The sequence below is a fragment of the Paraburkholderia sp. NMBU_R16 genome (genome assembly GCF_013282575.1).
GTDB lineage: Bacteria > Pseudomonadota > Gammaproteobacteria > Burkholderiales > Burkholderiaceae > Trinickia.
Genome location: NZ_JAAAYE010000012.1, coordinates 38527 through 63312 on the forward strand (window position 1 = coordinate 38527; position 24786 = coordinate 63312).

At 63.0% G+C, this 24786-nt stretch carries 23 protein-coding genes; 8 read left to right on the plus strand and 15 right to left on the minus strand.

Features of this window, described 5'->3' with window-relative positions; all coding sequences use genetic code 11:
• Positions 1-17 precede the first annotated feature (17 nt).
• The 12 genes from GWC77_RS08245 to GWC77_RS08300 form a co-directional block, all read right to left on the minus strand.
• Positions 18-1379 carry a CpaF family protein gene (locus tag GWC77_RS08245; RefSeq protein WP_173256412.1) on the minus strand — a complete coding sequence of 454 codons (1362 nt, stop codon included), beginning with the start codon at positions 1377-1379 and terminating at the stop codon, positions 18-20.
• 20 nt (positions 1380-1399) lie between these two features.
• Positions 1400-2608, minus strand: coding sequence for an AAA family ATPase (locus tag GWC77_RS08250; protein ID WP_173256413.1), 1209 nt, complete (start codon positions 2606-2608; stop codon positions 1400-1402).
• 24 nt (positions 2609-2632) lie between these two features.
• On the minus strand, positions 2633-3097 hold the full coding sequence (locus tag GWC77_RS08255) for a TadE/TadG family type IV pilus assembly protein (protein ID WP_173256414.1): 465 nt from the start codon (positions 3095-3097) through the stop codon (positions 2633-2635).
• Positions 3094-3630, minus strand: coding sequence for a TadE/TadG family type IV pilus assembly protein (locus GWC77_RS08260; protein WP_173256415.1), 537 nt, complete (start codon positions 3628-3630; stop codon positions 3094-3096). The genes GWC77_RS08255 and GWC77_RS08260 overlap by 4 nt, the downstream gene beginning before the upstream one ends.
• 11 nt (positions 3631-3641) lie before the next feature.
• On the minus strand, positions 3642-4895 hold the full coding sequence (locus GWC77_RS08265) for a pilus assembly protein TadG-related protein (RefSeq protein WP_173256416.1): 1254 nt from the start codon (positions 4893-4895) through the stop codon (positions 3642-3644).
• A gap of 25 nt (positions 4896-4920) precedes the next feature.
• Positions 4921-5229: a hypothetical protein gene (locus GWC77_RS08270; RefSeq protein WP_173256417.1), complete on the minus strand. Its 309-nt coding sequence runs from the start codon at positions 5227-5229 to the stop codon at positions 4921-4923.
• Between the two features lie 39 nt (positions 5230-5268).
• A complete protein-coding gene (locus GWC77_RS08275; RefSeq protein ID WP_173256418.1) occupies positions 5269-7221 on the minus strand; it encodes a type II and III secretion system protein family protein in 1953 nt (650 codons plus the stop codon).
• Between the two features lie 108 nt (positions 7222-7329).
• Positions 7330-8166, minus strand: a complete 837-nt coding sequence (cpaB, locus tag GWC77_RS08280; RefSeq protein WP_173256419.1) for a Flp pilus assembly protein CpaB — start codon at positions 8164-8166, stop codon at positions 7330-7332.
• 21 nt (positions 8167-8187) lie between these two features.
• On the minus strand, positions 8188-9606 hold the full coding sequence (locus GWC77_RS08285; RefSeq protein WP_173256420.1) for an ATP-binding protein: 1419 nt from the start codon (positions 9604-9606) through the stop codon (positions 8188-8190).
• A gap of 125 nt (positions 9607-9731) precedes the next feature.
• On the minus strand, positions 9732-10280 hold the full coding sequence (locus tag GWC77_RS08290) for a prepilin peptidase (RefSeq protein WP_173256488.1): 549 nt from the start codon (positions 10278-10280) through the stop codon (positions 9732-9734).
• A 36-nt stretch (positions 10281-10316) separates the two neighbouring features.
• Complete coding sequence (locus GWC77_RS08295; protein ID WP_173256421.1) at positions 10317-10523, minus strand: Flp family type IVb pilin; 207 nt, start codon at positions 10521-10523, stop codon at positions 10317-10319.
• Between the two features lie 95 nt (positions 10524-10618).
• Entirely contained in the window at positions 10619-10789 is a 171-nt protein-coding gene (locus GWC77_RS08300) for a Flp family type IVb pilin (protein ID WP_173256422.1), read from the minus strand.
• Between the two features lie 1149 nt (positions 10790-11938).
• Between GWC77_RS08300 and GWC77_RS08305 the strand changes: the two genes are divergently transcribed.
• Genes GWC77_RS08305 through GWC77_RS08315 form a run of 3 tightly spaced genes read left to right on the plus strand, consistent with a single transcriptional unit; the run spans position 11939 to position 15536 of the window.
• Positions 11939-13138 carry a glycosyltransferase family 87 protein gene (locus GWC77_RS08305; RefSeq protein WP_367949021.1) on the plus strand — a complete coding sequence of 400 codons (1200 nt, stop codon included), beginning with the start codon at positions 11939-11941 and terminating at the stop codon, positions 13136-13138.
• Between the two features lie 22 nt (positions 13139-13160).
• A complete protein-coding gene (locus tag GWC77_RS08310; RefSeq protein WP_254366876.1) occupies positions 13161-14444 on the plus strand; it encodes a glycosyltransferase family 87 protein in 1284 nt (427 codons plus the stop codon).
• A 48-nt stretch (positions 14445-14492) separates the two neighbouring features.
• Complete coding sequence (locus GWC77_RS08315; protein WP_173256425.1) at positions 14493-15536, plus strand: glycosyltransferase family 2 protein; 1044 nt, start codon at positions 14493-14495, stop codon at positions 15534-15536.
• 3 nt (positions 15537-15539) lie between these two features.
• Here GWC77_RS08315 and GWC77_RS08320 read toward each other — a convergent pair whose 3' ends face one another.
• Positions 15540-16730, minus strand: coding sequence for a glycosyltransferase family 87 protein (locus GWC77_RS08320; protein ID WP_173256426.1), 1191 nt, complete (start codon positions 16728-16730; stop codon positions 15540-15542).
• 739 nt (positions 16731-17469) lie between these two features.
• Here GWC77_RS08320 and GWC77_RS08325 point away from each other — a divergent pair.
• From GWC77_RS08325 to GWC77_RS08335, 3 genes are all read left to right on the plus strand, one after another.
• Positions 17470-18906: a sigma-54 dependent transcriptional regulator gene (locus GWC77_RS08325; protein ID WP_173256427.1), complete on the plus strand. Its 1437-nt coding sequence runs from the start codon at positions 17470-17472 to the stop codon at positions 18904-18906.
• A gap of 207 nt (positions 18907-19113) precedes the next feature.
• Entirely contained in the window at positions 19114-19542 is a 429-nt protein-coding gene (locus GWC77_RS08330) for a DoxX family protein (protein WP_173256428.1), read from the plus strand.
• A 107-nt stretch (positions 19543-19649) separates the two neighbouring features.
• Positions 19650-19925, plus strand: a complete 276-nt coding sequence (locus tag GWC77_RS08335) for a hypothetical protein (protein WP_173256429.1) — start codon at positions 19650-19652, stop codon at positions 19923-19925.
• Positions 19926-19943: 18 nt separating this feature from the next.
• On the opposite strand, the gene GWC77_RS08340 is transcribed toward GWC77_RS08335, so the two are convergent.
• Together GWC77_RS08340 and GWC77_RS08345 are read right to left on the minus strand one after the other, a co-directional pair.
• Positions 19944-21404, minus strand: coding sequence for an MFS transporter (locus GWC77_RS08340; RefSeq protein ID WP_173256430.1), 1461 nt, complete (start codon positions 21402-21404; stop codon positions 19944-19946).
• 148 nt (positions 21405-21552) lie between these two features.
• The gene (locus GWC77_RS08345; RefSeq protein WP_173256431.1) at positions 21553-22458 is read right to left on the minus strand and encodes a dihydrodipicolinate synthase family protein; all 906 of its coding nucleotides are present in this window, start codon (positions 22456-22458) and stop codon (positions 21553-21555) included.
• Positions 22459-22652: 194 nt separating this feature from the next.
• Between GWC77_RS08345 and GWC77_RS08350 the strand changes: the two genes are divergently transcribed.
• Both GWC77_RS08350 and GWC77_RS08355 read left to right on the plus strand, forming a co-directional pair.
• A complete protein-coding gene (locus tag GWC77_RS08350; RefSeq protein ID WP_367949024.1) occupies positions 22653-23654 on the plus strand; it encodes a 4-hydroxyproline epimerase in 1002 nt (333 codons plus the stop codon).
• Positions 23651-24781 carry an FAD-binding oxidoreductase gene (locus GWC77_RS08355; RefSeq protein WP_173256433.1) on the plus strand — a complete coding sequence of 377 codons (1131 nt, stop codon included), beginning with the start codon at positions 23651-23653 and terminating at the stop codon, positions 24779-24781. The genes GWC77_RS08350 and GWC77_RS08355 overlap by 4 nt, the downstream gene beginning before the upstream one ends.
• Positions 24782-24786 lie beyond the last annotated feature (5 nt).

Genomic DNA, 24786 nt, shown 5'->3' on the forward strand with positions numbered 1-24786 from the left:
GCCTCCTTGGGCACGGGTCAGGTCGTCTCGTAGCGGCGGGCCGGATCGTAGAGCTCGTCGGGCAAGTGGACGCCGAACGCTTGCAGCCGCTCGGCGAACTTGGGCCGCACACCCGTCGCGCAGAAGTGCCCGCGCACCGAGCCGTTCTTGTCGACCCCGGAGCGCTTGAACGTGAAGATCTCCTGCATGTTGATGATCTCACCCTCCATCCCCGTCAGTTCCTGAATGCTGACGATCTTGCGACGGCCATCGGTGAGCCGCGTGGCCTGAATGACGACGGAAATCGCGGAGGCGACCTGCTGGCGCATCGTTTTGGGCGGCAATCCCATGCCGGCCATGCTGATCATATTTTCGAGCCGGGTCAGTGCGTCGCGAGGCGTATTCGCGTGGATGGTCGCGAGAGAACCCTCGTGACCGGTGTTCATTGCGGCGAGCATGTCGAGCGCTTCCGCGCCGCGCACCTCGCCGAGGATGATGCGATCCGGACGCATGCGCAGTGCATTGCGCACCAGTGTGCGCTGCGTGATTTCGCCGCGTCCCTCGATGTTCGGCGGCCGCGTTTCGAGCCGCAGCACGTGCGGTTGCCGCAGCTGCAATTCGGCGGCGTCTTCGATCGTGACGATGCGCTCGTCTTCGGGGATGAATCCGGACAGAATGTTGAGCAGCGTGGTTTTGCCGCTGCCGGTGCCGCCCGAGACGAGGATATTGACCTTTGCGCGGGCGAGTGCGTCGAGCAGCTCCGCCATGGGCGGCGTGAGGGTCTGCAGGTCGATCAAGTCCGAGATTTTCAGGGGATTGACCGAAAAACGGCGGATCGAGACCAGAGGGCCGTCGATAGCCGAAGGGGGAATGATCGCATTGACGCGCGAGCCATCCGGCAGCCGGGCATCGACCATCGGGCTCGATTCGTCGATGCGGCGGCCGACACGAGAGACGATCTTTTCGATCACCTTCATCAGATGAGCGTCGTCGTAGAAAGTCACATCGGTCAGCTCGAGCTTGCCTTTACGCTCGATGTAAGTCTGCCTGGACGTATTGACGAGAATGTCGGAGATGGTCGGATCGCGCAGCAGCGCTTCCAGCGGGCCGAAGCCGAACATTTCGTCGTAGACGTCGACGATGAGCTGCTTGCGTTCCTGGTCGTTGGCCGGCACCCGTTCCTCGTCCAGTATCCGAGCGATCAGTGCGCCGATTTCGTCGCGCACCTGTTCGGTCGGCATGCGTGCGAGCCGCTCCAGTTCGACGCGATCGAGCACCGCATGGTGCACGTCCCGTTTGAGCGTCTGGTAGGCGGAACGGGCCATGCCGTTGCCCGGCGCACCGTTGCGTTCGCCGAACGATTTCACGAATTGCCCGGATATCTGCTCACGTAACGACATGATCTTCTCCCCATCCTTGCTTACATTGTCTTGAGCTTCGGCGCCACGCTACGCCCGAAAAAACGCAGGGAACGCGCTTCGGTGCGAACGCGCCCGCGCGCGGCCGCGGGTACGCGATCGACGATGTTGTCCGCCAGTTGCTGCAGGGCGCGCGCGATGCCGCTCGAACGCTTGACGCTTGAAACGGGTACGCCTTCTTCTAGCGCTGCCCGAACGACGTCGGCGTCCTCGGGCAGCACCTGATAGGGCGACATGTCGAGTACCTCTTCGAGCGTTGCGCGCGCGCGCTCGGCATCGCGCGTGTGGCGGTTCAGCAGCAGCCGTAGGCTGTCGGACCCATAGCCGAGCGAGGCCAGGATTTCGCGCAGGCGTCGGCCGGCGCGCACGTGCGGCATTCCCGGTTGGAGCACCATGTGGATTTCGTCGCTTTTATCGAGCGCGAGCATCGACAGGGGGTTCACCAACTGTCCAAGATCGAATATGACGAAGTCGTAGCGGGGGACGGCGATGCCGAGAAGCCATTCCAGTTGTTCATGGTGCAGCTCACCCGCTTTCACGGGATCGCCCGCACCGGCCAGCACATGAAACGTCTCGCTTACGCGTAACAGGCTTGCGTCGAGAAACGCTGAGTCCATCCGCTCGATCTGCCCGCACATCTGCGGCAACGTCGACGGTGGTGTCTCGTTCGTCACGAGAAATGCCGCGTCGCCGTAAAGCTGATCGAGGTCTATCAATAGAACGCGTTTTTGCCGGCTCGCGGAGATCGCGTGAGCCACATTGCCCGCGATCAGCGTTGTGCCGTTGCCACCCTTGGACGCGATGAACGACACGATGCGCGTCTCGCGGCCACCGCTGAGCGAACGCTTGCTCTCGGCGCGAAGCAGCGCTTCGCCGAGCGAGTGCTGATCGAGCGGCCAGCCGAGCACATCGCGGAAGCCCGCGCGCATGGCGGCGATCAGCGTCTGCGGCGATGCGTCGGGCGTCAGCAGCACGCACGTGAGCCGGTCGTATCGTTGGTTGAGCTCCGCGATGACGGTAAGCTCCGCGTCGTCGAGGGAGATCGCGTCGACGATGAGAACGTCGAACGCATCGAGGCCGTCGCCGCGCTGTGCAAGCTGAGAAGGGCTGCCGACGGTCCGCGTGGTTCGATAGCTGCCACATGTGCCGATCAATCTCACGATCTCCGTGAGGCGCGAGGCGTCTTTCGAAATGCTGAGTATGTCGATCATGATCGTATGTAAAGCTGTCAGGGGTTATTGGCAAACCGTGCCGCCCGTCGAGGTGGCGAGGCTCTCGCGTGGCAACGTGGTGGTGAGCGGTGGCATGGTGAGCGTGAGCGGAATGAATGGAATCATGGTTTGCACGCTGACATTGGTGACGCTGACCGTGACGAAAGTGCAACTGTTGCGCGCGGTGTCCGAGTCGGAGTCGCAGCCTGACGGGGTATACGCGAGATCGACGTTCGCGGCGGAAAGCAGTGGCAGCAGCTTAGTGATGCGCTGCTTGACGACGGTCGCATCGGCGTCGCAGACGACTGCGGTCCTCGCCCCGAGGCGCACCGCCTCGCTGGCCGTATTCCAGTAATAGAGGACGCGGGCGAACTCGAAGATGCCGATGAGCAGTGTGCAGAACACCGCGGCGACGATGGCGAATTCGACGATTGCCGCACCGCGCTGCCGGCGGCGCGATGCAGCACGGGGATGAGCGCGCGCGTTCATGACACCTGCCTCATGACGGTGAATATGTTGTCGAAATTGAAGGTCCCGAGCTTGAAGTACGGCTCGATCGGGGTGTACGGGAAGCCCGAGATCTTCACCTCGACCAGGCTGATGCTGCCCGATTGCGTGCCGCCCGCAGCACCGTTGTTCGTGTCGTAGGTCGGCACGTTTGAAAACGCTGGCGGGTCGGTCGAATCGGTGCATCCCGCCGAGCTGCTCGCATCGCAAATGGTCACCATCGCGGTCGTCAGGCCGCTGACGAGCGGCGCCCCTCCACATGTCGTACTGCCATAGACGACGAGGCACTTCGCTTCCGAGATCGGGTAGGTGGGATCGGTCGGCAGATAGGTCGACAGATAACGCGCCGCGTCGCGGGTCCCCTTGGTCAGCGCATCGTATTGCCAGATGGCGTGGCCGAACTCCGCCACGCCCATCGCCAATACGATGAGCGGAATCAGGACGATGGCGAACTCGACCATGGCCGCGCCGCTGGTGCGCTTGTGGGATCTCTGTTTGAACTGGCGTGCTTTCATGGCGGCCTCGCTCATTGCACGAGCACGGGAACGAGAGGCCCGACGGAATTACTGTTGCCGGGGACGCCATGGGTCGCGCATGGCACGCTCGCGTCTGTCGATTTACCCTCGTATTCGAGGTGAACGGGCCCTGCGCCGCCGCCGCTTTCCATCGGATCGAGCATCAGGACGCAGTCCCACCAGAGAATCGATGCCTTGTGGCCGCTCAGCAATTGCGTGCAGTCCACCTCGGGTGCGAGGGCCAGCCGTCGATCGGCGCCCGCCGTATAGGCGGTTGTCGACGACGAACCCGCTGTTTTGAGCCCCGTGATGGCATCGCCTTGATAGGCGGAGAACTTTGCGCGCTGCTTGACGAAGTCCGGATATGCGTTGGACGGGGTTGGCCAAGTCTTGGGGTACGTGTAGGCGAAGCCCGTGAAGTCAGGCGTTGCACTCGCCTGCTTGTAGGGGTTCTGGTAGAGGCCGAAGCGGCTGTTCCATGCACCGTCGTCGGTCAGCTTGTTGCCGGGCGAGCCGACGGACGATCCGGTGGCAGGCATGCTGCAGTAGTTCGAGGTCAACTCGTTTCTGATCGAGACCGCGTTGTTGCTTCCGTCGAGTGCTGCCCATCCGAAGTTGCCCGCGCCATAGCTGGGGGGCGAGCCCGTCTTGGATGCGATCCATTGTCCAACCGAGTAGCTTTGTCCGGCGATGGGCGGGTTCACTTGCGTGCCTGCCTTGCAAACGAACACTGGAATCGCGCAGGTCGTCTGGGCTGGGCTGATCGTCGCGACTGCGAACGCCGATACGTCTGCATTGGCGATCGACACGCCAGGCAGCATATCGAGCACCTCGATGAACCAGTTCGATATATTCGTGAGCGCGGTCGTGCACTTGATGAACTTCACCTTGCTCGGATTCGAAACGGAGCTTTTCGGCAAGAACGGGTTGCTCAGCGAATCGCTGAACGTCACGTTGCTCTCGACCGACAACTGAACGGGATTTTTTTGGAAGAACGCGTAGTTATAGTGGCCGGCCGAGATGCCGGCCGCTTCCGGCACGGACAGGTCGATCGTTGCGCCGGTCAGGTCACGGGCACCCGCGAGCGCACACGAATCCGCACTGTTTTGCAGCTCGCTTTTGACGACGTAGAGCTTGCCGAGATCGAGCGCGAGCCCGACGAACCCGATGAGCGCGACGAGCGCGAGAGCGACCATGATTGCGACAGCACCGCGCTCTTTTCGTCTCGGCGCGCCGCGCATCCCCGTTTGACCATTGCAATTCATGATCGTCTCCCGCGCAGGTGCTGTCTCATTGATTGCTTCCGCCGCCGGCGCCTATGCCGATGACGAACGGGTTCCCCGACTGCTGCTGCGCGGGGCTGAACGATTTGTCGTAGCGACGCATCGCGGAGACTGCGGCGCTGCCGTCTACACCCTGTGTCGACGGGTGGTGCTCAGCCGCTTGCGGATCGATGATCTGCGCCTGGACGACGGAGCGGGCCGCTTCGCCGAAATGCGCATCCCAGATTGGCGTGCTCGTCATGCACCCGCCGAGCGCCGCGAAGACCGGCGCGATGGCAAGCACACGGCGCAACGAAGTAACGTAATCGCGTTTCATGAGATTTTCCCCTTCGTACTTTCGTACGTTGATATCGCATCAGTGCCGCACTGGGCTTTTCGACGTGCCCGACATCGCGACCGCCTGCTTGTCACGAGCCGCGATGCGCGCCGCCGCGGCCTCGATTCGAGCTACGCGTGCCGCCTGCGCGCCCTCTGCCGGCGTGCGCGCCGGATCCGCGGCTATCTGCGCCGTGGCGATCTCCGTTGCGGCAACAGGCGTCGTCGAGACAGGCGCGGGCGCATCGTGCAGCACTGAAGTCGTCTCGACCGGGGCGGCCTGCGGCGCCAGCTTGCGCGGCGCGGGCGCGGTGGCCGGCTCGCTAGTCTGCGAAGCGGGCGGGGCTGCGGGCAGGCTCGGCTGCGCGGGCGTATTCGCGGCGGACGGTGCCGCCGTCGCCGGCTGCATGGCCTTCGCGCCGCGGCCTTCCATGTTGCCGGTGGCGTAGACGTCGATATCCTTCGGTTGAGTGAAGCTATCGGTCGGCAACGGATATTGGCCGGCCGGCAGCGGTTTCACGAGGTGAGGGGTGATGATGAATACGAGCTCGGTCCGGTCTTGCTGGAAATCAGTGCTGCGCATCAGCGCGCCGATGACGGGCACTTCGCCGAGGCCCGGAAAGGCTTTCAGCGCGCCTGTGACGTTGTTGCTGATGAGGCCGCCGATCGCGAACGATTCACCGTCGTTCATCTGGACCGTCGTCGACGCACGCCGGGTCGTGATGAGCGGCAGAATCGCCGATGTGCTGACACCCGTGGCGCTGACCGCGACACCAGTGGGAGAGAGCTCCGAGACCTCGGGCGCGACCTTCAGATTGATGCGGCCGTTGCCGAGCACTGTTGGCGTGAATTTGAGCCCGACGCCAAACTCTTCTTCCTGCAGCGTGACGGTGGTCACGTTTCCGACATTGGTTTGGGGCACCGGGATGAAGACCTTGCCACCGGCGAGGAACGAAGCTTCCTGACCGCTGATGGTCACGAGATTCGGTTCGGCAAGAATCTTCGTGAGCTGGTCGCTCTTTTGCGCGTCCGCGGCAATCTTGAACGGCAATCTGTTGGATTTACTGGCCGCCACGATGGTGTTCACGCCTTGAAGCAGGCTCGTCACCAACGCCCCCGTCCACGACCCGAAACCGCCTTGGAGGTTCAACGCCGAGCCGAGCTGATCCATGACGGTCTTCGATACTTCCGCGACCTTCACCTCGAGCATGACCTGCTGCGGCGAATCGAGCGTCATCATATTGATGATGCCGGACGAGTTGCCGGAGCTGGAAACCTGGGAGTTCCCGCCCGACATACCGTTGCCCACTGCGTTCGAGGTGGACTGGGTTTGCTCGGACGGCTGCGCGTTGGCATAGGCGCGCGCGATTTCCGTCGCCTGCTGCGCGGCCGTGGCGCTCGAGACATTGCCCGCAAGAACGAGGTTGCCAGCTGCCGTCGACACGCGAATGCCGCGCTCGCCCGGCAGCAACTGCGCGAGCGATTGCTGCAGGCCCGCCGCATCCACGCCGACTGACACGTCGATCATCTGGCAGGCGCCGCTCGCGCCTTGCACGATCATGTTCGTCGTGCCGACGGACATGCCGACGAGATAGAGCGTGCGCGGCGAGACGAGCGTTGCCATGACGACGCCCGGGTTGCCGAGAGAGCGGTTGCGGGCGGGCTCGGCGAGGGGAACGAGCGTGGATTTGCCGACCGCCACCGAGACATTCGTCTGTTTGGCGATATCGCCCTTGCAGTTCGGGCCACGCAGGGGTTGCGCGGCAGCTGCCGCAGTGCCGGCGGCACCGGCGGCCGGCACCGGCGCCATGCTGATGGTCATCTGCATCGGCGCACCAGGCACTGCCTGCTGTCTGTTCGAATTCGGCTGTGCCGCCGCGGCTTGCGCAGCTGCAATGCCAAGGCCTGCACCCAGCAGTGCTGCCAGGATCGCGCTGCTCATCTTGCAGCGCCGCGGCAGGTGGGCTGCCGAGTGTTTCAGTTTCGTATTCATTTGGTGATGCCCCCCGGTTGTGATGCCTGTACCTCGTGAGTTCCGCTTTTTACGTGTCGTTTTGGGTCCCGGGCGGTGCGTGCCGATCCTCACGCGCGCCCCTCGACACTAGAAGCATTCGACGCCGCCCGAAATGCCCGACAGCACGCCGACGCAGTCGCGCTTGACCGGCGCGGCCGCTGTCTTGTAGTGCACGCGAGCGGGTTTGACCGGTGCGGGCGCCGATGCCGCGACCGTCGCAGCCGGTGTGCCGAGCAACGTGTTCTTCGTCGCGCCTTTCGTCAGCAGCGTGTCGTTGTCGACCTGGCTGCGCAGCACGAGCGACAGCGTGCCTACGCTGCGCGCGAGGTCGAGTTTTTCCGCCTGGTCGGGCGTCACTTCGAGCGTCACCGCGTTGACGACTTTCGGCTGCGTGTCGTCGCGGCTCACCTGCTGCGCAACCGCGAGCACGAGAATTTTTTCGAGCACGATCTTCGAAATGCTGCGTTGATCGTTGGTGCCGCCGGGCTCCTGCGTGTTCACGATCACGTCGACGTAGTTGCCGGGCAACGCAAATCCCGCAACGCCGATCACGTCGTTGACGCGCACGGTGATCGCGCGATCGCCCTTGTTGATGACGGCGGAGAGCCCTCCCTTCGTGCCGATGGGCGAGAGCTTCGACTCCAGCACCGGCTCGCCGCGCATGAGACTCGAGCGGACGACGCGTCCCTCAAGCGATTTGATGTCCTTGAACGTACCAGGCGGCACGCTGCCGCTTGGCCAGTCGACGATACGAATCAGATTGGTGTTCAGTGGCTGACCGAGGTTGATATCGTCGATGGCGACTGCCACAGGCCTCACTGCATTCGATGAGGTATGGATGAGCCAGCGGGAGGCGAACACGACGGCGGCCAAGCCAGCCAGCATGGCTATCGCCAACATGATGAGAGCGCGCGAATTTTTCATGAGAGGACTCCTAACGATTCGTCAAATGTCGGCCGCTTGGCCGGCGGCATGCCGTTTGCCCGTGGCCGGAGTCGCGGGTAGGGGCGGATGGCTGCGATCGATTCCGGCGTTCGAGCCGAAATAGCTGTGCCAGGCTTCGAGCAATCCTTCCGGGGTTGCCTCGAGCGGCGCGTCGCGATACCGGGCCGACGCGCTGACGAGGCTCAGCAGGTCGCGCGGGTAGCAGGCGAGAAGTGGCTTGCCGCTTAGTTCGTGCAGAGCGCGGATCAGATAGTCGAAGGTGTCCTGCGAGCTGGAGAGACCGTAGGTGAGGCAGCATCCTTCGAACACGGCTCGATAGTTCTCGAGCGACATCGGTCCCATATGGAGCTTCGAGCCCAGCCGGCGCAGGAACGCTTCGTCGCCGATGTCGGCCGGATCGAGGTTGGTCGAGAACACGGGCCAGACCTCGAATGGCGCTGAAAAGCGCATGCCTGAATGCAGCGTGAAGAGATCGACCCCGCGATCGAGCGGCATGATCCAGCGGTTGAGCAGGTCCTGCGCGGCGACGCGTTGACGGCCCAGATCGTCGACGATGTAAAGGCCCATGTTCGCCTTCAGGTGCGGTGGCGCCTGATAGAAGCCGGCGGAGGCGTCGAAGCGCAAATCGAGGCCGTCGAGCGTCAATTCGCCGCCCGAAATGACAACGGGGCGCCGACACAGGCGCCAGCGCTTGTCGCCAGCGGTTCCGTACGGCTGCGAAGGAGCGTCGTGATGCAGCAGTGGGTCGTAGAGCTGAACGATTTCGCCACTGACATAGATTGCATAGGGAATCGGGACGTCACCTCGCAACAACTTGCCGAGACGCTCGGCGATATACGTCTTGCCGCTGCCGGCAGGGCCGTAAAGCATCAGCGGGCGGCCTGCGTTGAGCGACGCGCCGGCGGCATCGAGCAGCGAGGGCTCGACGCTGACGTCGGCGAACGCTGCGCGTACGTAGTCGCGGCTGACATGCTGGTTGCGAATCGCGTGCGTGCGTACCGCTTCGACATACTGCTCGTAGGCGACAGGGGCTGGGCCGCAGTACGAGCATCGCGCGAGCTCGTCGGCTGCGACGCTCCGCCCGGCGTCGGTGAGGCGAAACTGGACATCGATGTCGGTCGCGCCGCGATGCGTGATCTCGGCGAGGTGTTCCCGAACGAGAAACGCGAGAACGTCCTCTAGAACGGAGACGGGAAGGCAATGGCGCCGGGAGAGATCCGCAAAGCTCGAATTGCCGTTCAGCATCGTCGACTTGAGTACGAGCCTGCCGACAAAAATCGGCGGCAACCCGGTGTCGGCAATGGAGCGTGGAGCCCGCGGCAGCTCATGTGCAGTGTCCTTCGCCTCCCGCGCCGAGAGCGGGCGCAACGCCTTGGTCACCCGCACTTCGTCTTGCTCTTCGACATTGAAGTCGCTCATGTTTCGTCTCCTGCCCGCCTCGACATCTGAGTCACCGTGAGCCGGCCAATCGATTCGATGGCTTGGTTTCGAACTTGCCAAGAATCCGTTGATCCGCCAAAAGCCCATGGTTTGCACCTTTTGCGTCATGCCGTAGCGATGAACAGCATTCCCAATGTCCCGGCCGCGATAGCGACGCCGTAAGGTAAAGAGCCGATCGAGGCAATCTGTCCGGGTGCGAGAGCGACACCAGCTCGTGCGACTCGCGCAGGACCGAAGCCCCCTCGAAGGATGGTCGCGAGGTTCAGATACAACTGCTGCGTCCGGCGACGCAGCACCGCCAGGCCTATCGACCAGACGCCGCCGATCACGAAGGTTGCGAGCGTGATCGCGACGATCATCTCGGGGCCGACCCAGGTGCCGACCATCAACATCAGCTTCACGTCCCCGGCAGACGTACCGCGAACGAGATAGAGTGGGATCAGCAATCCGAAGCCGGTGAGGCCGCCCGCGAGCCAGTTGCCGGTGCCGGCGACTATTCCGTCCAGGCATCCATGTACGAGGAGCGACGCTAACAGTCCCAGCAGAATCAGTGGGTTCGGGATTCTGCGCGCGACGATGTCCGTACTCGCGGCTGCCACGACGACGACGGCGACGAGAAGCGGAATCGGTTGATGCGGAAGAGTCGGGAGCATCATGCTGGCCTCGGCTGGTTCGATGACCCGCGCTGACTAGAGCGCGGCAGTAATTTCGTTGCTGATGTTTTCGTAGAGGGCTTGCAATTGCGTGCCGAAGTAGACGACAGAGGCAAATGCCGCAAGCGCGATCAACGACACCATGAAGCCGTATTCGACCATCGTCGCGCCTTCGTCTTCAAGGACGAAGCCCGCGGTCGATCCAGCGACACGTGACAGAAGCGAATCAATCCGTGGAGTCATGGCGGGCTCCCATCCCTGTGTGTTTCAAACTCCTGAAAGCGGGATAGACGCGGATGAATCGAAAGATCGAACCGCCCGCGTCTGCGCACCGCTCGTCAGAGAGAGCCCCCGATATCGACGAACACGGCGTCGAGGTTCGTGCCGATGGTGGTGACCGCGCCGATACAAACGATCGCAATCAGCGCAACCATCAGGCCGTACTCGACCATCGTTGCACCCTCATCTTCCCGTACAAAGCGCTTGGCTTGATCGATGATGAATTTCATTTGGATATCTCCTTTAGGATAACTAAACAAATTCCCTTGGCCGTGTGGTTTCGGGACTGGACTGCCGGTACTGCCGGTACTGCCGGTACTGCACGGAAATGCAAAAAAGACAAAAGGCGTCCTTGCAGCGGGTACGTTGCGTTTCTGTCAAAGCGACTAGATATGCAAGAGGCGTACGCCCGAGAGCCCGGAGGCTCTCGGATGTACCCGCGCAAAACGCGATGCCGGTTTCAATGTCGGGGCTTGACGGAAGAGAGCCGGGCGAGGCCTCGATGCACGTCCAACGGCGGGTCGTGACGAGGCGGCCGGTCCTGTGTTGCGGCACGCGAGATGCCGCATCCAAATGTCGTTTTTCATGCTTAAGCCCCCCGGCTTATCGTTGCTTTTCAGGCGTCGTCATGAATGACGACGCCACGGTCCATCGACTGCATTCTTCTTCCCTTGCATGTACCGATGCGTCGATTGGCGGCGACACAAACTCGGGTTTCCCCCCTGCGCTATGCCCGTTCGCCGTTTCCAACGATCCTCGTAGGGAACTCCGATTGGCGACCGGGCGTGCTACGTCGATTTCCGTGCGGCTCACATCGCAAGCGCTATGCCAATGGGCGTCATCGCCTTATCCGCCAAGCGATGTCCGATTCCCGCGAAGGAGAAAACACGCCGGCGGCGCACCAGATGTCTCATACGTGAGACGCCCGATAGCGCGCTCAGCGATGTGTGCAATTCGACCAAACGCGCGCCGCATATCGCGCTCGCCGTGATTCGTGTTGCCTATGGGACACGTCATGTTTGTCGCACATCTCGTAGCCCAGGCCCAGTAACCGGCCTCAATTCACGGGTGCATTCGATCCGAAGCGTTTCAACCTTGATACGCGTGTTGCATTGACCTCCAAACGGCGACAGGACGATATGTGGGGTGGCGTACGTTCGCGCACATCGAGGCTCGCTTAGAGGTCAAGTACGACTTGCAAGTCGCTTCGATTTATCTCAACAATGCCCCTATGTGATGTGCGGCGGTAGCAGTACGACCGAGCGTGCAGATAACGACGATCGACGACAAGGCCGTAGGACCGGATTGCGAAACGGCCGACCCAGGGTGGTGCGATGTATTTATCGAGTCGGGGGGCGGGCGGCGCTGTGAGCGGCCCGGTGAATTGGCTTACGCCGCAGCGGCTTCTCGGATGCAGCGGTGTGATCGTCTGCGTCTACGTGGCATTCCTCGCCACATGGGGGTGGGTGAGCCACGGCTTTGCGAGCGGCAACGCGGGGCGTCCCGGCATCGACTTTTCGATTTTTTGGGCCGCGTCGCATTTGGTACTCCAGGGTCATCCCGCGCAGGTCTATGAACACGTTGCGTTCATCGACGCGCAAAAGGATCTGTTCGGCGATTTTGCCGACGTCCATTCGCTCGGATGGGTTTACCCGCCCGCGTTTTTACTCTTCGTTTCTCCGCTTGGGCTATTACCGTTCTCGACTGCCTATTTGTTGTTTGTCGCAGTTAGTGCGGGCTGCTACGTGTGGGCGACAACGAGCGTATCGAAGGTCCACCGAGGCCTGGGCAGCAAGCGTGTCGCCGTGCTCCTGGTGGCAGCGTTGCCTGGCGCGTTCGTTGCCGCCATCGTTGGGCAGAATTCGCTGATCACGGCGGCGCTCGCAGCCTTGGCAGTATGCTGGGTCGCGGAAAAGCCGGTCGTGGCGGGACTGTGCATCGGTCTATTGGCGATCAAGCCGCAGGTGGCTCTCGTATTTCCGTTCGTACTGATCGCGTCGCGCGCCTGGAAAGCATTCGTTGCGGCCGCACTGACCGCGGTCGTCACGACCGCCGCCGGCACCCTCATGTACGGCATCCAATCGTTGACCGCATTTTTCACCAACGCGGGTGTCCTGCGTGATGCATTGCTGGACCACGGAGGCCAGCATTTCTGGTTTGCTTCGCCGACGACGCTGTCCGCCCTGCGTCTTGCCGGTGTGCCGCTCGGTGCGGCCTACGCCGGCCAGGCATGCGTCACTGCGGTGGCACTGGTTGCCGCTTGCGATGTCTGGCAACGCTGCGCCGATCCACGTCTGCGCGCGGCCGCCGTCGCGCTTGCCGGATTGCTCGCGAGTCCTTATGTGTGGCACTACGAGCTCGTCTGGCTAGGCGTCGCACTCGTTTGCCTGGCGGCGCTGGCGCTCGAAGGGGGCTGGCTGCGCGGCGAGCAACCGGCGTGGCTCGCCGGCTGGCTGCTGCCGATCTACGAACACTTCAATCGCATCGCGATGCTGCCGCAAGTCGGGCCGTTGGTTCTGCTCGTCTTGCTGTGGGCGGTGCTGCGGCGTGCGCGCTCAGGCGCGGCGAGCGAGCGGTAAGTATCAGTTCGGGGACATGACTATGACAGCGAAAACCATTGCATCGACGTTTTGGCAACGATTGGGCGGCCAGCGTGGGGCGCATTGGCTCACCACGGACCGCCTCAACTTTTATTCGGTTGGTGCGCTGATCTGCTATCTGTGCTTCTACGCGATCTATATCGCACGAACGATGATTGGGCCTCCGGGCCATATGAGTCCGCTGGCGATCGACTTCGTTCCATTCTGGAGCGCGGCGCATCTCGCGATCGCAGGGCATGCCGTCGACGCATACAACTTCGCGGTGCTCGAGCAGGTCGAGCGCGCCGCGCTATCGCACGAGCCGGGCGTGCTGCCGTGGCTTTATCCGCCGAGCTTTCTACTTTTCGTGTCTCCGTTCGCCTTGCTGCCCTGGAAAATCTCCGCAGCGATTTTTCTCGGTGGCACGTTTGCGACGTTCGTCAAGGCCATGCATCTCATCGTCGGGCGTCGCGAAGTCTGGATCGTCGCCGTGGCGTTTCCCGGCGCCGCACTTGCCGTGCTGACGGGGCAAAACGGACTCCTGACCGCGTCGCTCGTGGCGTTCGGGCTCGTCTTGCTGCCGCGCCGCCCCGTGCTCGCCGGCATCTGTTTCGGTGTCCTATGCATGAAGCCTCAACTGGCCGTGCTGGTGCCGTTTGCACTGCTGTGCGCGAGGTCGTGGCGGGCTTTGGGGGCGCTTGCGGTGACGGCGCTTTCGATGCTCGCGCTCTCGGTTGCCCTCTTCGGTATCGATACGCTCTACGCTTTTCTCCACAACATGGGAACGGCAGCCGGATACGTCGAGTCGGGGCGTGCAGCGCTGCATCGCGTTCCATCCGCTTATTCACTCGTGAAACTGATGCGTGGACCGACGATGCTGGCCAATGCGGCGCAGGCTGTGTCTGCGCTGTCGGCTATCGCGGCCGTATGGTACGCATGGTCGCGCGAGGCGTCGCAGTCTCTACGGGCGGCGACGCTCGTTTGCGCATCGCTAATGGTGAGCCCCTATCTCTACGACTACGACCTGGCGTGGCTCGGCGTCGTTGTCGCGTGGTACGCGAAGTACGGCATGGCGCGTGGATGGCGGCCGCTCGAACGCGAGTGGCTGATCGTGCTTTGGCTCACGCCGATATTCGGGATCTCGCTCGTCAAGATTCTGCACATTCAGTTCATCCCGTTGATCCTTGCGGCGACGCTCTTCGTGCTGATTCGCAGTATCGCGGCGCAGCGGCATGCGGCTCGCGCTGCGCGTGGGGCGTGCTGGGCGAATGTGCGCGAAGAAGGGCCGGCGGGTGCACACGGTTGAACCAAATGAAATGTTGCGCGCCGACAGCACGCGCATGACGGGGGAATCATGTCTTTTCGAACCTTCAAGCCGCTGGTTTCGATCGTTGTGCCGTTCTACAACGAAGAGCCGGCCGTCGATACGTTTTTCTCCACCCTCGTTGCCGTGCTCGAAACGATCGAGACGATACGCTTCGAGGTCGTTTGCATCAACGACGGTAGCAGCGACGGTACGCTCGACAAGCTCGTTCGGGCGAGCGCGCGCGACGCTCGCGTGCGTGTGATCGATCTCACGCGAAACTTCGGCAAGGAAGCTGCGTTGACCGCCGGGCTCGACGAAGCAGCCGGCGATGCGGTGATTCCGATCGACGCGGACTTGCAGGACCCGCCGGGACTCATTCCCGTCATGGTGGAGCATTGGCTCGACGGTGCTGAAGTCGTTGCGGCCAAGCGCAGCTCGCGCGCCAGCGATACGTTCGCAAAACGCGTGACGGCGGGCCTTTACTACCGCGTTCACAACATGCTCTCCGAAGTCAAACTTCCCGAGAACGTCGGCGATTTCCGCTTGATGGATCGCGCAGTCGTCAACGCACTGCGCAGCTTGCCCGAGCGCAGACGGTTCATGAAGGGCCTGTTCGCCTGGGTCGGATTCAAGACGGTCATCGTCGAGTACGAGCGGGAAGCGCGTAGCGTTGGCCATTCGAAGTTTTCGGGGTGGCGGCTCTGGAACTTTGCCCTGGAGGGCATCACCAGCTTCAGTACGGTACCGCTGCGCAGCTGGACTTACATCGGTAGCGCGATTGCATTGCTCGCGTTCTGCTATGGCGGCTTCGTCATTGGTCGGACACTCATCTTCGGCAATCCTGTGCCCGGCTATGCGTCGCTGCTCTCGGTAATGCTCTTCCTCGGCGGCATCGAGCTGATCGGCGTGGGGGTGGTGGGCGAATATGTCGGGCGCATCTACCATGAAACGAAGGAGCGCCCGATTTACCTCGTACGGCGACGTTATCAAGCGCGAAAGAAGATCAGCACCCTGCCCGTGATGCGCAACGCGACGCGCGCCGACCACGGGCGTAAGCCCCTCTCGCTGCGAACCCGGGTCGCCGCCCGTTGAGCGTCAAGCAGTGTGAGCATCCGTGAGCGCATGCCGCCGGACGACCACTGCGAGCATGGCAATCATGACGGCTGGTGCGATCTGAACGGGCGTCTTTAGCGCGACGGCGAGCATGCCCTGGGCGGGCGCGAGCCATGCCGCGAGGAGAATGGCCCACTCCACGCGATTCAGCGGAACGGTCCTGCCATCGCGAATCAGGAAAACGATTGGCAGCACCAGCCAACAGAGCTCGTAGTACATGAAATACGGCTGGACCAGCATCGTGGCGACGACGAACGCCGCGGCGCGCAGGTCATGCCGTGCAGGCCGCACCCACAGAAACGCTACGACGGCGATCGCCGGTACCGCCACGATCGCTTGGGCGAGATACGCCGCATGCGTGGACAGGCCCGCGATGCGGCTCATGGCGAAAACCGTCGGCATACCGTTCCAGAGCCGGCCGCCTAGCTCGACGACGGAGCGGTTGAATTCCGGAAGAAACGCTGCGAACGACGTCCATGCTTCGAATCCCAGCGCCGCGGCGCTGATTGCAGCGAAAGCGAGACTGAAAGCGCCAGCCGCGATCAGGGTTTTCCACTGTCTCGCGCAGATCAGCACGACAGGAAAGAGCACGCCGAGTTGTGGCTTGATGGCGAACGCGACGATGCAGCCGGCGGCGAGCAAACCGTGTGCTGGCAACAACGCGAGCGCGCAGCCGGCCGCCGCCACGGTGAACAAGGAGTTTTGCCCGGCAAGCAACGTGACCGCAACCCCGGGGAACGCGGCCAGAAAGACGAGCTGCGTTCGATCGACGCCCCGGGCCAAATATCTCACCGCGAGGGTGTAGCAGATGACCCCGGCAATTGCGAAAACGACATATGCAGCGGCGAATGGCAGCAGACCGAGCGGGATGACGGCCAGCAGGAATGTAGGCGGGTAGGGCCATAACCCCACACCGCCCAAGTTGGTTACGTTCGCCTCCATCGCAGCCATGAGATCGCGCGAAAACACCATCGGCGCACCGTGTTGTAGCGCGACGCGTGCGGCTGACCAGAAAACCGCAAAGTCCCAGCCGACCATCGGAGTGTGCAATGGGTCGAGGACGAAATAGCGCGTCATCCAGATCGCGAGCAGCACCAACTGCGCCATCAGCGCGGTGGCGGTGTAAAGCTCTATTCGGCTTATGCCGCGATGGGCGTCCGATGCGATCGCCATGCTTTACCCCTGTGAGTATCCGATTATCCGCCGGTTTTCCCAACCGCAATCGATTGTTATTTGACTTTCCTTTGCCTGCGTGAAACTGCGTCGTCACTCGGCGCGGAAGACATTATTACAGGCGTTTTAATCTGTAGCCAGCTAGCAGAAAAATAATACTTCTGCAGGCGCTGAAAAGTATGCTCGTGCTTTCCCTTCCCGCTTCATGCACCACCTCCCATCTGGCTCGCGCCGTTTCGACCGCCTAGGCGTCGCTTTCAAGATTAAAAAGTCCGGCTAATTCAGTATGTCCGGTACCGTACACGTAGAAATTGCCGTCGGTGTTTGACCTACCGGTAATTTTCTTATGGAAATTCTGTCCACTCTCGTATATGTTGCAGTGCATGAGGGTTTGAAACGTGCGGTGTACGGCGCGTCTCTAGACGTGACGGCTGTACTCCAAAGCACGAACGAGAGAAAGAACTCCGAGGATAAAAGGGTAGGCACAGGCATGAGTTCGGTCCCAATGGATCTGCGGGGCCGGCTTTTGCATCTGTGAAATCGGACGTCCCGACAATCGAGGCGGGATGAAATAGGCAGGGTCGCGTGAGACGACTCGCCGCAGCGATGGCGAACGAATTCGGATATAGCGCAAGAGCGGCTGGTTGCCGAAGTTGATCGTCGTCAATATTGCATCGATGCGAACCAATTAGATTTGGGCTCGCGAGGCGCATGCGCATCGATACCGGGGAGCAGCACCATGCCTGACGTTGTGAATCCGCTGAAGGCGGAACGTACGGTTCTTTTCGTCTCGCTGAAGTCAGATCCGCTCAGCGTCGACGGCCTAGTGATGGCGGGCTGGCACGTCGTACATGCCAAGGCGGCACCGCAGGTCGAGCGGCTGCTCGAACGGGGTGCGGTCCGGGTGGGGGTGGTCTCGTTACCGCCTGATGTCACCGACGACCAACTGGCCGAGCTCGAAAGCTGCGTCTGCCATACCGAAGCGACGTGGGTTGCGCTCGTCCGACGTGGGCAGGCCGATCTTCCGTCGGTGAGACGGTTCATCGTCGATTACTGCTTCGATTTCGTGACGATGCCGTGCGGCGACGAGCGGCTGGCCATCGTTCTGGGCCATGCGCACGGGTTATCCACATTGCGTCTGAAAGCGACGGAGGCTCCGCCCGCGGCCGGTTGCTGCACGATGGTCGGGAGCAGCGCACCGATGCAGCAGCTTTATCGCGGCGTCGAAAAGTGCGCGCGCAACGATGCCCCCGTCTTCATCGCCGGCGAATCCGGTACGGGCAAGGAGTTGACGGCTCACGCGATTCACGAACGCTCGGCCCGCGCGGGCAAGCCGTTCGTGGCAATCAATTGCGCGGCGATTCCACCATCGCTGCTGCAATCCGAACTGTTCGGCCATGAGCGTGGCGCGTTCACGGGCGCATTGCAACGGAAAATCGGCCGCATCGAAGCGGCTGACGGCGGCACGCTTTTCCTCGATGAAATCGGCGATATGCCGCACGAGTGCCAGGCCGTTCTCCTGCGCTTTCTCCAGGAAGGGACGATCGAACGGCTAGGCGGCAACGGCTCTGTCCATGTCGACGCGCGGATCATCTCGGCGACGCACGTCGATCTGAATCAGGCCATGGAGGACGGCCGGTTCCGCACCGACCTTTTTCACCGTTTGTGCGTGTTGCGGCTCGACGAGCCCCCGTTGCGCGAGCGCGGACACGACATCAAGCTGCTCGCCTACCATGCGCTCGCGCTGCACAAGCGCGACGGCGCGCGCAAGATCCGCGGTTTTTCGAGCGATGCCGTGGCGGCGATGTTCAATTATGCGTGGCCCGGCAACGTGCGTGAGTTGATCAATTGCGTGCGGCGGGCAGTGGTCATGGCCGAGGGACGGTTTATTACCGCTGCCGATCTCGGGCTCCCGGACGCAGGCCCGAGGGCAGGGCGCACGCTTGCTGAAGTGCGCTGCGAAGCGGAACGCGCGGCGATACGCGAAGCGCTTGCGCGTCATGCCTACAGCCTGTCGAGTGCGGCGGCCGAGTTGGGTGTTTCACGCGCCACGCTTTACCGGTTGCTCAACGCGATGGGGCTGCGCTCGGAAGGCCCCCTCATTCGTCCTCTAGGCGTATTCGGCGCGGTTCACACCGAGGAAGGCGAGGCAGGGCATAGCCAGCACGTCGCTTAGGGCACGTTCGCCAACCTGTAATCAGCGTGGACAGGCCCTAACACGCGGGGCCTGTTCATGACCCCGCTTTTACATTTTCTTTCGGTCTTTACCGCTTCAGGAACGCGCGGCGCTTGGAAAACCCCGGCGCACCGCATATCCTGTCCAACGACGCGGGCAGCGACGCCCGCTTTTTCATTTGCTCGATCGAAGAAGGAGAAGGTATTCATGACGCGTCCCGTCGATTCCGGCGTCATTTTCATCGCTCGTCTCGCACTTGCCGTGCTGTTCCTGTGGGGCGGCGTGATGAAATTGCTCGGCTATTCCGGCTTCGTGGGCTACTTGCACACCAAAGGCGTTCCTTTCGTCCAGATTGCAGCGCCGATCGCGACGGCGGTCGAGGCGCTCGGCGGGCTGATGCTCGTGCTCGGACTCTGGACGCGGCCGCTGGCGCTCGGTATGGCTGCCTACACCATTTTGTCGGCCGTGCTGGGACACGATTTCTGGAACGTCGTCGATCCGACGATTCAGCACGATATGGTCATCCACTTCTGGAAAAACGTCTGCATCGCGGGCGGCTTCCTGTTGCTGTTCGTGACCGGGGCGGGCGGCATCAGCGTGGATGCGGCGCGTGCGCCTAAACGGCATTTGCTCTGACGTAGTGCCTCGGCGGTCCAACGCCGCCCAGGGCGTACGGTGTTCGCGCACGGAAATTGCTGCATAGAACATAACGTCCGCTGTGGCGCCATGAGGAGGGCATTGCGATGATCGAGAACTTCGAGCAGATGATCGACGGCCAGCCGATGCGGTTTTGCGCGAGCCTCGGCGAAGACGAGGGGGCTCACCACCGAGTGATCATCAGCCGCGACGATTCCGCCGAAACGCTGGTCGTGTTCGATGCCGCGGGCATGCTGGGCGCGCTGAAGGCCGATATCGCTCCGCCTGACAAGTTGATCGCCCATGCCATTCGCAAGGCGCTCGATGAAGGTCTCATCGAGCGCGCACTCGACACCGGCACGATCCAGAACGCTTCGCTTTGATGGCCCCGGCCGCGGTTATCAGCGGCCGCCCTCAACGCGGGCCTCGCCGGTTACGCGAGCAGCCGAACGTTCGCGAGCATGTGCATCGGGGTGGATGAAGCGGCCGAGCACCACCCCGACGACGAGCAAGCCTGTCGCGATCGCAGCTGAAACCTGCAAACCGTGCACGACACCGTCTGATCCCGCCCCTCCGGCCAGCGCACCGAATGCCGCCACGCCGAGTGCGCCGCCCGCCTGGCGCGCGGTATTGAGCAGCGCGGATGCGGTTGCGGCCCGTTTCGGATCGACGGAAGCGAGAATGGCTGTCGTCATGGCCGGAACGGCCAAGCCCATCCCGCCAGGAATCAGCAAGAACGGTGCAAGCAGTAGCGCAAACGGTGTGTTGGGCTGCGTAGCATGGAGCAGTGCATAGCCCAGCGCACCCAGTGCGGCCCCGAGCATCATCGGAAAGCGGGGGCCACGCCTGGCGACGACCCAGCCGCTCACGACGTTCGAGAACAGAAACCCTCCGGTCAGCGGCAAAAAGGCCAGCCCGGCCTCGAGCGGCGTATCGCCTCGCACGCGCTGCAGGTACAGGCTGATCACGAATACCGTGCCGTAGTACGCCATATTGACGCAAATGCCAAAAACGACTGCGGCGCTGAACGTGGCATCGCGAAACAGGAAAAGCGGCAGCATGGGTGCGGCGGTCCGTGCTTCCACGAAGAGCAGTGCAAGGGCGGCGAGTACTGCCGTCGCGAAACCGGCGATGACGAGCGGATGCGCAAGGCCCAACGGACGCAATTCGATCACCGCGGCGGTGAAAGCCGTCAGCGCGACGACCGAAAGCAGTTGGCCGGGCAGATCGATGCCGATTTTCTCGCCTTTGTGCCGACGCGCGGAGGCATCGAAGCTGCGAGGTATCCAGAAATGGATGGCCAGCAAGCCCGCGACGCAGATGGGCAGATTGACGAGAAAGATGCTGCGCCATCCCCACGCCGCGATCAATATACCGCCGAGTACCGGCCCGGCTGCGATCGAAATCGCGCCCGATGCGGTCCAAAGGCCGACGGCACGTGCGCGTAGGCCGGGGTCGTGACTGCAAGCCTGGTTGAGCAGTGCCAGGGAATTGGGCAGCATCGCCGCCGCACCCACGCCTTGCACCGCGCGCGCTGCAATCAGCGCTCCCGCCCAGGGGGCGAGCCCACAGGCGGCCGACGAAAGCGCGAAAAGCGCCAGTCCCCAGGCGAACAGCCGCCGCGGACCGAAGCGGTCGCCGAACACGCCGGCCGAAAGCATCAGTACGGCGAAGGCCAGCGTGTAGGCATCGACGATCCATTGCAGTTCCGAAACCGGCGCATGCAGCCGGCTGCCGATGTCCGGTAAGGCGACGTTGACGATCGTCACGTCGAGTTGCGTGACGACGAAGGCGACGCTGACCGTGGCCAAAACGAGCGCGATCGTCTTCGTGAAGGAAGGGGAAGTAGTGGTCGTGTCCATGAGGCCGATGTTAGCGAAGCGATCCGGGCGACGTTTCGGGGTTGCCTGAAACGTCGGATGCACGCCACCTGCCTCGATGCCGCGCTTCGCGCCGGCGGCTGGCGCCGGGCGAAGCACGCGATAGCCGGCCGTTGCCGGTTCCCGTCGATCAGAAGGCGGGCAGTGGCGGCCGCGTTTCGAGCGACTTGCGGATCAGGGCTTCGACGCTGGCCCGCTCGTCGCCGGCGAGCGGCAACCGCGGCGGGCGCACGGGCTCGGTCCCCAGCCCAACGATCGTTTCGGCCAATTTGATGTTTTGCACGAGCTTGACCGAGACGTCGAGCGCGAGCAACGGGGCGAACCAGCGATAAATCTTGAGCGCTTCTTCGATACGCCCTTGCTGAACGAGGCGATAAATCGCCACGGTCTCATGCGGAAAGGCACAGACGAGTCCGGCTACCCACCCATGCGCGCCCATCAGCATCGCTTCCATCGCCAGATTGTCGACACCGCACAGAATCGAGTAGCGCTGGCCCACTTCGTTGATGAGATCGGTCACGCGGCGCACGTCGCCGCACGATTCCTTGATCGCCACGATCTTCGGCTCGTCGGCGATCTCCGCGAACATTTCGGGGGTCATGTCGACCCCGTAGGCGAGCGGGTTGTTATAGATCATGAGGGGCAAAGGGCTCGCCTTCGCGATGCTGCGGAAATGATGCAGCGTCTCCCGCCGGTCGGAGAGGTAACGCAGGCCGGGCAAGACCATATAGCCGGCGGCACCATGCGCGGCGGCCCGCTCGACCTGCCGGCAGCCGTCGAGGGTGCTGTTTTCGGCGATCGTCAGCAAGACCGGCACGCGGCCGCGTGCGGCCTGAACCGCGATATCGAGCACTTCGAGCTTCTCGTCCAGCGAGAGCGTCGAGGCTTCGCCGAGCGAGCCGCAGACGATGATGCCGTCGACACCGGCGTCGATCTGCGCCTCGATATTCTTCGCGGTCCAAGCACCGTCTATGCTGAAATCCTCGTGAAACTTGGTCGTCACCGCCGGTAATACACCCTTCCATCCTTGTGCCATCTTTTCTCTCCAGAGCGAGGCCGATACACCGAAATCATTCCGGCAGTGTAAGCAGCGCTCGCCACCGCGTCTTGCGCGGATCGCGCATTCGCGATGCCGATTTCGGCACAAGGCCGCGCGAACGCAGGGTGTGCCGAAATCGGCATCCGGCACGCGCAACGGTACCAAGACGGACTGCCGTGCAGGTTCCTACCATTTGCTGCATGAAGACCCTACATATCATCGATTCCCATACCGGTGGCGAGCCCACGCGCCTCGTCGTGTCGGACGGCCCGGATCTCGGCAACGGCCCGCTTCGCGAGCGGCTCGAGCGGCTGCGCAGCCATCACGACGGCTGGCGCACGAGCGTCGTGACGGAGCCGCGCGGGTCCGACGTCGTCGTCGGCGCACTGCTATGCGAGCCCCACGACCCGAGTTGTACGGCTGGCGTCATCTTTTTCAATAACGTCGGCTATCTCGGCATGTGCGGGCACGGCACGATCGGACTCGTTGCATCGCTCGCCTATATGCAGCGGATCGCACCGGGCGCGCACCGCATCGAGACGCCGGTCGGAATCGTGGAGGCCACGCTCAACGCCGATCGCAGCGTGTCGGTGCGCAATGTGCCCGCTTACCGATACCGCCATGCGGTAAGTGTCGATGTGGCCGGCTACGGCCGGTTGACCGGCGATATCGCGTGGGGCGGCAATTGGTTCTTCCTCGTGTCCGATCACGGCCACGAACTCGAACCGGCACGTATCGCGGAGCTGACTGCATTCACGCACGAGATTCGCGAAGCGCTCGCCGCCGCGGGCATCGCCGGCGCGAACGGGGCCTATATCGACCACATCGAGCTTTTCGGACCGGGTTCGCGCGAAGGTATCGACAGCCGTAACTTCGTGCTCTGTCCGGGCGACGCCTACGACCGTTCGCCCTGCGGCACGGGTACGAGCGCCAAGCTCGCGTGCCTTGCGGCGGAGGGCAAGCTCGCGCCCGGTGCACGCTGGCGGCAGGAAAGCATTATCGGCAGCGTGTTCGAGGCGTCCTATGCGCTCGGCGCGAATGACGAAAGTGAAGGCGAGAGCGGCAGCCGCGAGGCGCCCGGCTCGATCGTGCCGACGATCACGGGACGCGCGCACATCATGGCGGACGGCAAGCTCTGTTTTGAAGACGACGATCCGTTCGCGGCCGGCATTGCGTTGACTCAAGGCGTATGAGCGCCGACGCGATCGTCGTCGGCGCGGGCATCGTCGGCGCCGCGTGCGCCGCGGAGCTGGCGGCGCGAGGAATGACGGTAGAGGTGCTCGATGCGGCCGGCATCGGTGGCGGCGCGACCGCGGCCGGCATGGGCCACATCGTCGTCATGAACGATTCTGCGGAGGAGCTTGCGCTTTCGCGCTATTCGCGCGGTTTGTGGCTCGAGCTCGCACCGCAGCTGCGCGAGCTCGACGCGTTTCGCCGCTGCGGCACCCTCTGGGTCGCGGCCGACGAGCATGAGTGGCAAGCCGCATGTGCGCTGCAGGCGACGCTCGAGCAGCACGGCGTGAGCGCCGAACTGCTCGATCGCCATGCGTTGCGCCAGTGCGAGCCTGCCTTGTCGCCCGCGATGGCAGGCGGCTTGCTCGTCGAGGACGACAGCATCGTCTACGCGCCACGCGCGGCTCAGTGGTTGCTGACGCAATCGTCAGGAGCACGAACTATCGGCGTGCGCACGGGCGCGGAGGCGATCGGCGTCAGCGCCCAAACGGTCTCGCTTGCGAACGGCGAGCGCTTGAGCGCGGCCTGCGTTGTCGTAGCCAATGGCATGCAGGCGCGGCGCCTCGTACCGTCGTTGCCGATCGAACCGAAGAAAGGCCACTTGCTCGTCACGGATCGTTATCCGGGATTCATCACGCATCAGTTACTCGAGCTCGGCTATATCGACAGCGCGCATCAGGCGAGCGGTACCTCGGTCGCATTCAACGCCCAGCCGCGGCCCACGGGGCAATTACTGCTGGGCTCGTCGCGTCAGTTTTCGACAACGAGTCCTGATGTCGAGTTGGACGTGCTCGCGCAGATGCTTGCCCGATGCGCGCGCTATCTGCCCGGGCTGACGCAATTGAACGGGTTACGCGCGTGGACCGGTTTTCGGGCAGCTACACCCGACGGACTGCCGCTCATCGGAAACGCGGGCCCGGGTGCGCCTGGTGTCTGGATCGCGGCGGGGCACGAAGGGTTGGGTGTGACGACTTCGCTTGCCACGGCCAAGCTCCTGGCTGCGCAAATACTCGGTACGGAGCCCGCAATCGATTCGCACCCGTACCGGCCCGAACGCTTTGGGGAGAGTGCATATGTTCATCCGTGACAAGC